Source organism: Planctomycetota bacterium (assembly GCA_035574235.1).
Classification (GTDB): domain Bacteria; phylum Planctomycetota; class MHYJ01; order MHYJ01; family JACPRB01; genus DATLZA01.
Genome location: DATLZA010000169.1, coordinates 18,663 through 30,491, shown reverse-complemented (window position 1 = coordinate 30,491; position 11,829 = coordinate 18,663). Strand labels below are relative to the sequence as shown.

The window sequence follows — 11,829 nt, the reverse complement described above, 5'->3', positions numbered from 1 at the left end:
TGGCCCCCCGCCGCCAGCCGGCGCGAAAAAAGGTAGAACGGAACGATGCCCACCCCGCCGGCCACGAAGACGCACGTCCCCGAGGACGCCGGCGTCAACCCGATTCCGAGCGGACCGAGGTATCCCACCCGGTCGCCCGGCCGGCGGCGGGAAAGAAGCTCCGTCCCCCGGCCCACCACCGTGTAGAGAAGATCCACCCGCGTGCCGCCCCCCGGGGCGGCCGCCGCGTCCCAGTAGCTGAACGGACGGCGCAGCAGCGGATCCAGCGCTTCATCCGTCAGGATGTGGCAGAACTGACCCGCGTCGATCGGATCCCGGGCGGGAACTTCGAGGGTGATCTTCCAGCAGTTGGGCGCGTAGCGGACCTGGCCGAGCACGGTCGCTTCGCCGTTCCAGAGGCCGCGCATGGGGCGGGAATTATAACAGAGCGTCCGCCCCGGCGCCATCGTTGACATCCCCCCGCGGAATTGCTCTATTGTCGCGGCCTCCGATGCCTCGAGCCGATCTGTCCCTCCGAGCCCTCGAATTCGCGCGGCGGACCGCCGTCCGCGCGGGCGATTTCCTTCGGCGCCGCTTCGGCGGCCTGCTCCGCGTCCGCTTCAAGGACGGCCGCGGAAACCTCGTCACCGACATGGACCACGCGTCCGAGGAGATGATCGTCTCGGCCCTCCGCCGGGAATTCCCGGACCACGCCGTGGTGGCCGAGGAGCGCGGCGCGCGCGGGGAGTCGCCGTTCCGGTGGTACGTGGATCCGCTCGACGGCACCACGAACTACGCGCACGGATTTCCCATCTGGGCGGTGACGATCGCCTTCGAGGCCCACGGCCGGATGGAGGCCGGGGTGACCTACGGGCCCGTTCTGGGGGAACTGTTCTGGGCGCGCCGAGGGGCGGGGGCCTTCCGGAACGGCCTTCGCCTGAGGGCTTCGCGGGAGACGCGCCTGAACCGGGCGCTTCTGGCCACCGGATTCGCCTACCGCCTGCGGTACCGGCGCGAAAACCTTCGTCACTTCGCGGCCTTCTGCATGAAGGCGCGGGCGATCCGCCGCGCCGGCGCGGCGTCGCTGGATCTGGCCTGGACGGCCGCCGGAGTGTTCGACGGCTTCTGGGAGATGTGCCTGGGGCCCTGGGACATGGCGGCCGGATGCCTCCTTCTTTCCGAAGCCGGCGCCCGGATTTCCGATTTTCGCGGAGGACCGCCCGACCCGTTCCGCGGAGAGCTCGTGGCCGCCAACCGGACGCTCCACCGCCGCATGCTGGCCGTCCTGAAGGCGGCCTCCCCGTCCTCGAAGCGCTGAACCCGACGCTGGACGCGCCCGGTTCGGCTCCCTATACTCCCTCTCCAGGACATGTCCCCCGAACTCGAGAAGATCTGCCGCATGCTCCAGGAGGGATCCGCGGAGCTCCAGTGCGCCGCGGCCCGCGTTCTCGGGGAGCTTCAGGCCTGCGACGCGGGCGTCCTGAAGGCCCTGGCGCGGACGCTGCGGTCTTCGAACGAAACGGTGAAGCTCTACGCCGTGGACGCCCTGGCGAAGATCGACGCTTCGGCGGCCGCGCCTCATCTGATCCCGCTTCTGGGCGATTCCGATCCCGTGCGTTCCCGGGTCCTCCAGGCGCTGGCCTCGCTGGGGGCGCAGGCGGCGCCGGTGCTGCGGGAGCATCTGGCTTCCGAGAATCCCCGGGTCCGCCAGGGGGTCGTCGAGCTTCTCGGACGCTTCGCGGAAGAGGATTCCTCGGACGCCCTCTTCGCGGCGCTTCTGGATCCGGAGGCCGAGGTGGCCCGGAAGGCCGCTCAGGTCTGGCGCGGGCGGGCCCGGGAGCTGGCCGCGGATCGGAAGGCCGCCCTCGTGCGCCGGATCCTCGAGTTCGTCACGTCGCCGCGGGCGCGCAAGGCCGAAACGGCCGTGGCGTCGAGCCTGCTCATCCTCGGCGCGCTCGGGGATCCGCGCGCGGTGCCGGCGCTTCTGGCCCATGCGGACCGGAAGCGCCCGGCGTCCGTGCGCCAGGCGGCGCTCGCCGCGCTGGGGGAACTGGCGCCCCAGGGGACGGCCGCCAGGACCGCCGTCGCGCGTCTTCTGCCGCTTCTTGAGGAGACGGACTTCCCCGGGATCGTCAAGCCGGCGCTCGATGTCCTGGCGCGGCTTCCGGTGGGGAAGGAGCACGTCGAGCGGCTGGCGCGGCTTCTCGAGAAGGGGCCGGGTCCGGTGAAGTCTTTCGCCGCGCGGGCGCTCGGCGAGGCGGGCGGGGCGCGGGCGGGGGAGGCGCTTCTCGGGGCGCTCCTTCAGGGGGAGGACCCGCGGCTTTCGGAGCGGGCGGGGGAGGCGCTGCGGGCGCGGCCGGAATTCGGCCCGCTTCTCCTGAAGGCGCTCGACCGCGCCTCGGACGTCGCCGCGCAGTGGAAGATCGTGACCGCCCTGCGCGGGGCCAAGGCTGCGGTCGGCCGCGCGGAGGCGCGCCGCCTGGTGGCCCGGGGGCTGGCCCTTCTCGGAAAGCGGCGGAGCGGCTTTCAGGCGTACTTCGAGGTCGCGCGCGCCGCGGATCCGGGGCTTCTGCGCGATTCGCTCCTCAGGAAGGGCCGCGCGCTTCTGGGGCGCGGGAAGGCGGAGGACGCGGAGCGGCATCTTCGGATCCTCGAGCATCCGGAGCTGGCGACCCCGGAGGCGGAGCTTTCGCTCGGCCTGGCGCGGCTCCGGCTGCAGCGGCTCGATCTGGCCCAGGCGGGGCGCGACCGGGGTCCCGCGCTGTCCCTCTTCGCCAGGCTGGCCGCGCGGGAAGGCTTTTCGCTCGCCCGGGAGCTGGAAAAGCAGGCGCGGTGGGCGACGCCGGAGGAGCTTCTGTACCTCGGGTTTGCGCTTGTCGAGCGGCAGGGGGCCGAGCGGGAAGCGGGGGCGGCGATCCTGAAACTCGTGGCGCGCCGGTGGGCTTCGCGTGAAGAGGGGCGGACGGCCCGCCAGAAGCTCAAGACCCAGGGCGTGGCCTGAAGTCCCGCCGCTCAGGCCTTCACGATCTTCTCGCGCCCCGACCGGACGCCGCGGCAGGCGTTCCGCGTATCGAGCACAAGCCGGGCGTGCCGCACGATCCACGGGTAGTCGTACGCCGAGTGATCCGTGACGATGACGACCGCGTCGCTGGCGGCGAGCGTCTCCCGGCGGAGCGGAACCGTCTTCGCCCGGAGATGCCGGTAGTGGCGCATGGGAGGGATCGCGGGGAAGAAGGGGTCGTGGCAGGAGACGTCGGCTCCCTTCTGCTCCAGAAGCTCGATGATCTTGAAGGCGGGGGACTCCCGCGGATCGTCGATGTCGCGCTTGTAGGCCAGGCCGAGCACGAGAATGCGGGATCCCGCCAGGCCCCGTCCGCGCGCCTTCAACGCCTCCTCCAGCTTGCCCACGACGTAGTAGGGCATCTGGACGTTGATCTCGCCGGCCAGGTCGATGAAGCGCGTGGCGAACTGGAATTCCCTGGCCTTCCAGGAGAGATAAAAGGGATCGATCGGGATGCAGTGTCCCCCGAGCCCCGGGCCCGGATAAAAGGGCTGGAATCCGAAGGGCTTCGTGGACGCCGCGGCGATCACCTCCCAGACGTCGATCCCCATCCGCTCGAAGCACATCTTGAGCTCGTTGACGAGGGCGATGTTGACGCAGCGGTAGATGTTCTCGAGGAGCTTGGCCGCCTCCGCCACCTCGCAGGACGAGACTTCGACCACGCGGGACACGGCCGCTCCGTAGAGGCGCGCGGCCAGGCGCCGGCTGCGCTCGTCGATCCCGCCGACCACCTTGGGGATGTCCGCGTTCGTCCAGTCCTTGTTGCCGGGATCTTCGCGCTCGGGGGAAAAGGCCAGGTAGTATTCCACGCCGCGGCGGTCGAGGGGCGGCTTGAGGACCTCGCGCGTCGTTCCGGGATAGGTCGTCGATTCCAGGACCACCAGCTGTCCGGGCCGCAGATGCCGCGCGATCGTGTCGGCCGTGGACCGGATGAAGGAAAGATCCGGCCGCCCGTCCTCCTGGAGGGGCGTGGGCACGCAGATGATGATCGCGTCGGCTTCCGCAAGCCGGGCGAAATCCGCCGTGGCCTCGAAGCGGCGGCGGATCCGCCGGAGGGTTTCCGCGGGGACGGAACGGATGTACGATTCGCCCCGGCGGAGCTTCTCGATCTTGGAGGGATCGATGTCGAATCCGAGGACGGGAAAGCCTTTCGTGGCGAAGAGCCGCACGAGGGGCAGTCCCACGTAGCCCAGTCCGATGACCCCCACGACGGCGCGCCGGGACCGGAGGCGCGACTCGAGTCGCGGGGCGAGGGAAGCGGCGCGGGTCGTGCTCATGACGAGGCGGACAGGGCCTCGCGGAGGACGGCGACGGCCGCGTCCACGTGCCCCTTTTCGATGTTGAGCGCGGGGAGAAAACGGATGCCGGTCTCGCCGCATCCGAGGAGGAGCAGGCCGCGGCGGAAGGCGGCCTGCACGACCCGGTTGCGGCGCTCGGGGTCGGGAGCTCCGGAGCGGCCGTGGACGATGTCCACCGCCCGCATGAGACCCCGCCCCCGCGGGGAGGCCACGTGCGGGAACTCTTCCGCCAGCTCCGACAGGCGCGCGCCCAGATAGTCTCCCATCGCGCGGACGTTTTCGAGAAGCCCGGACCGGAGGAGCTCGATCGTCTTCAGACCCGCGGCGCAGGCCAGGGGATTTCCGCCGAAGGTGTTCGCGTGGGCGCCCGGAGGCCACGTCTGAAGATCCTTGCGCGCGACCATCGCGCCCAGGGGAAGGCCCCCGCCGACGGGCTTGGCGCAGCAGAGGATGTCCGGAATCACGCCGTCGTGCTCGACCGCCCACAGGCGGCCGGTCCGCCCGAGACCGGTCTGGATCTCGTCGGCCACGAGAAGGATCCCGTGGCGGTCGCAGAGCTTGCGCAGCCCCGCGAGAAATCCGGGGGGCGCGACGTGGTAGCCGCCCTCGCCCTGGATGGGCTCCACGAAGATCGCCGCCACGTCCTCGGGCGGCGTGGTCTTGCGGAAGAGGTACTTCTCGATGAACTCGAGATCCCCGAACGGGGCGTGCGACACGTCCGGAAGGAGCGGCCCGAAGTGGCGCCGCTGGACGGCTTTCGAGGCCGTGAGGGAAAGCGAGCCCATCGAACGGCCGTGGAAGCAGCCGTAGAAGGCGATCAGACGCGTGCGGCGGGTGGCGTAGCGGGCCAGTTTCAGCGCGGCCTCGATCGCCTCGGTTCCGGAATTGGCCAGGAAGCACTGTTTGGGAAAGTCGCCGGGCACGGAGTCGCAGAGCTTTTCGGCGAAGGCCGCCATGACCTCGTAGTAGAAATCCGTGCCGGCCATGTGGAGGAAGCGGCGCGCCTGGGCTTCGACGGCGCGGACAATCTCGGGGTGGGCGTGGCCCAGGGCGTTGACGGCGACTCCGGCGGTGAAGTCGAGGTAGCGGTTCCCGTCGGGATCCCAGGCGAAGGAGCCCTCCCCGCGGTCCATGACGAAGGGGTAGGCGCGCGTGTAGGCCGGGGTGATGACGCGCCGGTCGCGCTCGAGGATGCGCCGCGCCTTGGGGCCGGGAGGGGGGACGACGATCCGCGGCGCGAAGGAGGAATTCGGGAGAGCCTTCGCGGGCCGCGTCCTCGCCTTCATAATGGGGCCGGCGGATTATATCATAAGACCTTTCATGCGCAAGATCGCCATCCCCCATTCGCGGCCGACGCTCGGGCGGGCCGAGGCGCGCGCGGTGCTTCGGGTCCTCCGGAGCGGCCAGATCGGCGGCGGGCCGGAGGTGGAGCTTTTCGAGCGCGAGATGGAGCGCTTCCTGGGGGGCGGCTACGCCACGGCGGTTCACACGGGCACGGCGGCGCTCCATCTGGCGCTTCTGGGATTGGGGCTGAGGCCCGGCGACCGGGTCGTGCTGCCGAGCTACGTCTGCGCTGCGGTGCTCCACGCGGTCCGATACGTGGGCGCGCGGCCGGTTCTGGCGGATGTGTCCCCCGAAACGGGCAACCTGGATCCGGCGGACGTGCGGCGCCGCGCGGGGCGGGGGGCGCGGGCGCTCGTCGTCCCGCACATGTTCGGGCGGCGGGCGCCGCTGGAGGAGCTCCGCCGGCTGGGCCTTCCCATCGTGGAGGACTGCGCGATGGCCCTGGGCGGCGGCGTCGGTCGCGGCGGCGACGTGTCGGTTTTTTCCTTTTATGCCACCAAGATGATCGCCACCGGCCACGGCGGGATGGTCGTGGCGCGGGATCGGCGCGTCGCCGCCCGGGTGCGCGATCTCGTGTCCTACGACAACCGCGACGACGACCGCCTGCGGTACAACTACCGGATGAGCGCCCTGGCGGCGGCGCTCGGGCGGGCGCAGCTGGCGCGCGTGCCCGAATTCGTCAAGCGGCGCCGCCGGATCGCCGAGTATTACTGTAGGGCGCTCGGACTGGGGCGGCCGCCGCGGGATCACCTGTTTTACCGGTTCGTTCTGCGCGTGGGGCCCGTCGAGCGCTTCGTGCGGTTCATGGCCGCGCGCGCGATCGAGTGCAAGCGGCCGGTCTACCGGCCTCTGCACCGCCTGTGGGCGTCCGCGGCGGGGGAGTTTCCGGGTGCGGAAGAACTTCATCGGGCGTGGGCGTCGATTCCGATCTATCCTTCCCTCGGCGTTCGGGAACGCCGCCGCGTGGTGGAAGCGGTGGGCGCGTTCCTGGCCCAAGCGCCTTAAGCGGCTGGCGGGCCTTTTCGTCTCGCTGCTCGTGGCGGTTCTGCACGTCCACGCTCAGGAGGGGACCGAAGAACCCCTGACCGTTCCGGGGCTGAAGGTGCGCACCGCCGACGGGAAGTCCTACGAAGGCGTTCCCGTCGCGGGGGGCCCGCCCGGCGAGCTTCGGCTCAAGACGGCGGAGGGGATCTTCGTCCTGGCCGAGGGCGATGTGGCCGCGCGGGAGCCCGTGAGGCTCGACCTGCGCCGGGTCTACACGCCGCGGGAGTCGCTGTGCCTTCTGGAGGGGCGCGCGCCGGGGATCGAACCCGAGGCGCTGGACCGCGCGGGGGCGGAGCTTCTGCGGGCCGAGCTTCGGGAGCGGGCCTGGGCGGCGTTCCGGACGGCGGAGCTGCTCCGCCATCCGGATTGGCCGGAAGCCCGTCTGGCGGCCGAGCTCGGAAGGCTGCGGGACCGGCTGGAGAGCCTGGCTCTGCGCAAGGCGGTCTATCAGGTGCAGGAAAGCTGTCTGGCGGGCGACTACGACGCCGCGCTGGCCGAGCTGGGAGCTGTGGAGCCGGCCGTGGAGGGCGGCCGGCGCGCGGAGGTGCGGCGTTTGCGCGCGGAGCTCGAGGCGCTGCGCGGTCAGGCGCGCGACGCGCGGGTCGTGCGGGAGTGGATCGGCGCGGCGGAAGCTTTTCTCAAGATGAAGGCGATGGACCGCGCGGTGTCCTGGGCCGAAGCGCGCGCGTACGTCGAAGAGGCCCTCCGGCGGGACGTGATCGAAGCGGTCCGCCGCCGCCTCAACTTCAGCCCGGAGGATCCGGCGCTGGAGCTGCTCTGGTCGCGGCGACCGGCGGAGCCCGTCGCCAAGCACGCCTACGACGAGGCCACGTGGCCGGCGGTGCGGCCGGATCTCGGCTCGCCGGCGGCCTGGTGGTCGGCGGCGCCGGATCTTTCGCGCTACAAGCTGCTCAAGGGAGTGTTCATCGAACGGCATCTGGAGGTCCTTGAAGTGCTGGAGAAATCCTGCCCGTCCTGCGGGGGTTCGGGTCTGGAGGGCGGCGCGGTGTGCGGGTCCTGCGCGGGGCTCAGGACGCACCGCGTGGTCCTTTACCGGTGAAGGGCCTACTGCTCGGCCGAGTAGTTGGTGGCTTCCTTGGTGATGAGGATGTCGTGCGGGTGGCTTTCGCGCAGGCCCGCGTTGGTGATCCGCAGGAACCGGGTCTGGGTGCGGAGCTGTTCGATGTTGGCGCAGCCGCAGTATCCCATGCCGGCGCGCAGGCCCCCGACGAGCTGGTAGACGAAGTCGGCCAGCCGTCCCTTGTAGGGGACCATGCCTTCGACGCCTTCGGGCACGAGCTTGGAGCGTTCCTCCACGGTTCCCTGGCCGTAGCGCTCCTTGGAGCCCTTGACCATGGCGCCTTCGGAGCCCATGCCCCGATAGACTTTGTAGCTGCGTCCCTTATGGATGACCATTTCGCCGGGGCTTTCTTCGCAGCCGGCGAAAAGACTGCCGATCATGACGCAGGAGGCCCCCGCCGCGATCGCCTTGGGGATGTCGCCGGAGTGGCGGATGCCGCCGTCGGCGATCACGGTGATGCCGGCCCGCTCGGCCTCCTTGGCGACGTCGGCGATGGCGGTGATCTGAGGGACGCCGACGCCGGCGATGATGCGCGTGGTGCAGATCGAGCCCGGTCCGATGCCCACCTTGAGGCCGTCGGCCCCGGCGGCGATGAGATCGCGCGCCGCTTCCGCGGTGGCGATGTTGCCGGCGATGACCGGCTTGTCCCGGAAGCGCTTCTTGAGCTCCCGGACGGTCTCGAGGACGTTCTTCGAATGTCCGTGGGCGGTGTCCACGACGAGGACGTCCACTTCGGCCTCCACCAGGCCCTGAGCCCGGTCGAAGTCGTTCACCCCGACGGCCGCGCCCACGCGGAGGCGCCCGCGCGCGTCCTTGCAGGCGTGCGGGTTCTGAGCCTGCTTGTGGATGTCCTTCATCGTGACCAGCCCCCGGAGGTTGAAGTCCTCGTCCACGATGAGGAGTTTTTCCACCTTCCGCTCGCTCAGGATCGTCTTGGCCTGGTCGATGGAGGTCCCCGGAGGGGCGGTGACGAGGGGGGGCTTGGTCATGACGTCGGCGATCCGGCGCGCGTCGTCGTTCTGGAAGCGCAGGTCGCGGCTCGTGACGATGCCGACGAGTTTCTGCCCGCGGGTGATGGGGATGCCGCTGATGTTCTGCTCCCGCATGAGGCGCCGGGCGGTGCCCACCGTCTCCTCGGGCGGAAGGCAGATGGGGTCGGTGATGACGCCGGCCTCGAACCGCTTGACGCGGGTCACCTGGCGGATCTGGTCCGCCGGGGACAGGTTGCGGTGGATGATGCCGATCCCTCCCTCCTGGGCCAGGGCGATCGCCAGACGGGCCTCGGTCACCGTGTCCATCGCCGCCGAGACGATGGGGATGTTCAGGCGGATGTCGCGCGTGAGACGCGTGGAGGTGTCCACTTCGGTGGGCACGACGTTCGACAGGCGCGGGATGAGAAGAACGTCGTCGAACGTGATCCCTTCGCCCGCGATTTTCTCGAACATACGGCCGGTGAGGTTGGCGCGACTATACTGGGCCTTGCGAGGGCAAGTCAAGCGAAACCGGGCCAACCCGCGCGCGGGCGTGTCGTTAGAAAGGAACCCTTATGCGGCGGATGATTCCCGCGGTTCTTCTGCTGGCGGCCGCGTGCCGCTCGGCTCCCACGGAGGAGGAGATCTCGGAAGCCGTCTTCGCGCGGCTGGCCGAGCTTTTCCCCCGCTTCGTCGAGGTCTATGCGGCGCAGGATCCAGTGCCTCTGGCCCGGCAGGAGGCCGAGATCGCGCGTCTCGTGAACGCCCACTTCGAGCGGGTCCGGGCGGGGCTGGCCTCGGAGGATCTGGAACGCCGGGCGCTGGCCGCGTTCGGGCTGGGATTTTCCCGCAACCCGGCGGCCGTGGCGCCGCTGGCCGAGGCGTCCGCGCACCCCGAAGGCTACCTGCGCGCGCGTGCGATCGTGGCCCTGGGGATGCTCGGAAGGCCGGAGGTTCCCGTCGATCCTTTCCGGCGGCTCCTGGACGACCCGGAGTGGGAAGTGAGGCTTTCGGCCGTCCACGGGCTGCGTCATCTGCTCGGCGAAAAGGAAGACCGCGGACTGATGCCCAAGATCCTCGAGAAGCTCGAAGATCCGGTTATGGATGTCCGCAACGAGACGTTGATCCTGCTTCGGAAGATCAAGCGCGCGGAAGCGCTGGACGCCGTGCGCACCCGGGGGCTCCAGGACACGCACCCGACGGCGCGGGCCAATGCGGCGCTCGCGCTCGGCGCGCTGGGACCGGCGGCCAAGGCGGCCAATCCCCAGCTCATCGAGCTTCTCCGGGATGAAAACACGAAGGTCGTCGAGGCCGCCTGGACGGCGCTCAATCGGATCAACGAGAAGGACTTCGACCGTTCGTACGCGACCTGGAGAGACTGGTACGAGGACGAGCTTCAGCACTCCTACCGGTGTCCGGACCACCGGGAGGTGGAGCAGGATGCGCCGGGGGAGTGCCCGGCCTGCATGAAGAAGCTGGAGCGGATGCCCCGGGAACAGAGCCGCAGGACCGAATCCGTTCCGACCGCCTACGCCTGTCCCGATCATCCTGAGGTCCAAACGGCCACTCCCTCGCGGTGCGGGCGGGCGGGCTGCGGAAAGGATCTCGTCCTCCGGAAGCTCGAGGTCACCTACGTCTGTCCCGACCACCCGGAGGTTCAGACGTCGCTGCCTTCCCGCTGCGGTCGTCCGGGCTGCGGCCGCGACCTCATTCCGAAGAAGTAGTCCGCGCGTCCCGCCGCCCCGGCGAGCCGGGAGTATAATGGGAACGATGGCCGAAGAAGACGCCGGAATCGACCGGCAGAAGCTGCTCGACGAGATCGTGGGTCTGGCCACGCCTCCGCCGGGATCGATCGCGGGTCCCGTTGCCGAGCCTTCCGCCGGCGCTTCCGCCGAGGCGGCTGCTTCTTTCCCGGCGGAGGGAAGCGGGGGGTCCGTCCCTGAAGCCGCGGCGGTGGCGTTTCCGGGCCTTCTTGGGCACCGGCACGAGATCTCGGCGCTCGCGATGATCTTTTCCGGTCTTGTGTGGCTGGCGGCGGGGCTGGGAGCAGGGCAGGGGACCGGCGTTCTGATCGGGACCGCGTTCCTGGCGGCCGGTTTCCTCGCCCGGCGTCGGGCTCGGAATATCGCTTGACACTTCCGGGCGGCATCCCTATATTGACACGCCCACATGAGAGGCACAGCGCAGAAGTCGTTTCTCGCCGGCGCCAAGACCCACGTGCGCGAGTGGTTCGTCGTGGACGCGAAGGATCAGGTTCTGGGCCGACTCGCCACGCGCGTGGCCATGGTGCTCATGGGCAAGCACAAGCCCACGTATACGCCGTTCCTGGACACGGGGGACTTTGTCGTCGTCGTCAACGCGGACAAGGTCCGGCTGACGGGGAAGAAGCCCCTTCAGAAGGTGTACAAGCGCTTCTCGGGATATCCGGGAGGCCAGAAGGAGGTCCCCTTCGCCGTCGAGTTCGCCAAGCATCCCGAGGAGGTCGTGCGCCACGCGGTGCTGGACATGCTTCCCCGGGGGACGCTCGGGCGCCAGCAGATTCAGAAGCTCAAGGTGTACCGCGGGGCGGATCATCCCCATAAGGCCCAGCAGCCCAAGCCGCTGGAGATCAAGTAATGCCGGAGCAGCAGACGTTGGCGAAGGAATACATCTGGGGCACCGGACGGCGCAAGACCGCCGTGGCCCGCGTGCGTCTCTCCCGCGGGGCGGGAACCATCACCGTGAATCACCGTCCGTTCGATCAATACTTCCTGACGGAGGACGACCGGCAGACGGCCCTGGCCCCGCTCCACGCGACCAAGGCCTTCGGCCGTTACGACGTCTTCATTCTGGCCGACGGCGGCGGCATCGCCGGCCAGGCCGGCGCCGTCAAGCTCGGCATCGCCCGCGCCCTCAAGAAGGCGGAGCCGGCGCTGGAAACCATCCTGCGCGGACAGGGATTCCTGACCCGGGATCCGCGCATGAAGGAGCGCAAGAAGTACGGTCTGCGCGGCGCCCGCCGCGGCGTCCAGTACTCCAAGCGCTGAAGACCCGCGCCCGTCCTCGGGACGG

The 11,829-nt window shown here is 70.0% G+C and carries 12 protein-coding genes; 8 read left to right on the top strand and 4 right to left on the bottom strand.

Annotated features, from left to right (window positions below; all coding sequences use genetic code 11):
- A partial coding sequence (locus VNO22_15790; GenBank protein HXG62831.1) for an NAD-dependent dihydroorotate dehydrogenase B electron transfer subunit occupies window positions 1-407 on the bottom strand: 407 nt, incomplete at its 3' end.
- An 83-nt stretch (window positions 408-490) separates the two neighbouring features.
- Between VNO22_15790 and VNO22_15785 the strand changes: the two genes are divergently transcribed.
- A complete protein-coding gene (locus VNO22_15785; GenBank protein HXG62830.1) occupies window positions 491-1,297 on the top strand; it encodes an inositol monophosphatase family protein in 807 nt (268 codons plus the stop codon).
- 51 nt (window positions 1,298-1,348) lie between these two features.
- On the top strand, window positions 1,349-2,980 hold the full coding sequence (locus VNO22_15780; protein HXG62829.1) for a HEAT repeat domain-containing protein: 1,632 nt from the start codon (window positions 1,349-1,351) through the stop codon (window positions 2,978-2,980).
- A gap of 11 nt (window positions 2,981-2,991) precedes the next feature.
- On the opposite strand, the gene VNO22_15775 is transcribed toward VNO22_15780, so the two are convergent.
- The gene (locus VNO22_15775) at window positions 2,992-4,317 is read right to left on the bottom strand and encodes a nucleotide sugar dehydrogenase (protein ID HXG62828.1); all 1,326 of its coding nucleotides are present in this window, start codon (window positions 4,315-4,317) and stop codon (window positions 2,992-2,994) included.
- The gene (locus tag VNO22_15770; GenBank protein HXG62827.1) at window positions 4,314-5,624 is read right to left on the bottom strand and encodes an acetyl ornithine aminotransferase family protein; all 1,311 of its coding nucleotides are present in this window, start codon (window positions 5,622-5,624) and stop codon (window positions 4,314-4,316) included. Before VNO22_15770 ends, VNO22_15775 begins: the two co-directional genes overlap by 4 nt.
- A gap of 34 nt (window positions 5,625-5,658) precedes the next feature.
- Here VNO22_15770 and VNO22_15765 point away from each other — a divergent pair, with 34 nt between their 5' ends.
- Both VNO22_15765 and VNO22_15760 read left to right on the top strand, forming a co-directional pair.
- Window positions 5,659-6,687: a DegT/DnrJ/EryC1/StrS aminotransferase family protein gene (locus tag VNO22_15765; protein HXG62826.1), complete on the top strand. Its 1,029-nt coding sequence runs from the start codon at window positions 5,659-5,661 to the stop codon at window positions 6,685-6,687.
- The gene (locus VNO22_15760) at window positions 6,572-7,786 is read left to right on the top strand and encodes a hypothetical protein (protein ID HXG62825.1); all 1,215 of its coding nucleotides are present in this window, start codon (window positions 6,572-6,574) and stop codon (window positions 7,784-7,786) included. The genes VNO22_15765 and VNO22_15760 overlap by 116 nt, the downstream gene beginning before the upstream one ends.
- Before the next feature lie 5 nt (window positions 7,787-7,791).
- On the opposite strand, the gene guaB is transcribed toward VNO22_15760, so the two are convergent.
- Window positions 7,792-9,252 (bottom strand): IMP dehydrogenase, encoded by a 1,461-nt coding sequence (guaB, locus tag VNO22_15755; protein ID HXG62824.1) that lies wholly within the window; start codon window positions 9,250-9,252, stop codon window positions 7,792-7,794.
- A gap of 101 nt (window positions 9,253-9,353) precedes the next feature.
- On the opposite strand from guaB, the gene VNO22_15750 reads away from it, so the two are divergent.
- From VNO22_15750 to rpsI, 4 genes are read left to right on the top strand one after another with little or no spacing between them, the layout of a single operon-like run.
- Window positions 9,354-10,502, top strand: coding sequence for a HEAT repeat domain-containing protein (locus VNO22_15750; protein HXG62823.1), 1,149 nt, complete (start codon window positions 9,354-9,356; stop codon window positions 10,500-10,502).
- A gap of 46 nt (window positions 10,503-10,548) precedes the next feature.
- A complete protein-coding gene (locus VNO22_15745) occupies window positions 10,549-10,911 on the top strand; it encodes a hypothetical protein (GenBank protein ID HXG62822.1) in 363 nt (120 codons plus the stop codon).
- A gap of 36 nt (window positions 10,912-10,947) precedes the next feature.
- Window positions 10,948-11,394: a 50S ribosomal protein L13 gene (gene rplM, locus VNO22_15740; protein ID HXG62821.1), complete on the top strand. Its 447-nt coding sequence runs from the start codon at window positions 10,948-10,950 to the stop codon at window positions 11,392-11,394.
- Window positions 11,394-11,804, top strand: coding sequence for a 30S ribosomal protein S9 (gene rpsI, locus VNO22_15735; GenBank protein ID HXG62820.1), 411 nt, complete (start codon window positions 11,394-11,396; stop codon window positions 11,802-11,804). Before rplM ends, rpsI begins: the two co-directional genes overlap by 1 nt.
- The last annotated feature ends 25 nt before the right edge of the window (window positions 11,805-11,829 follow it).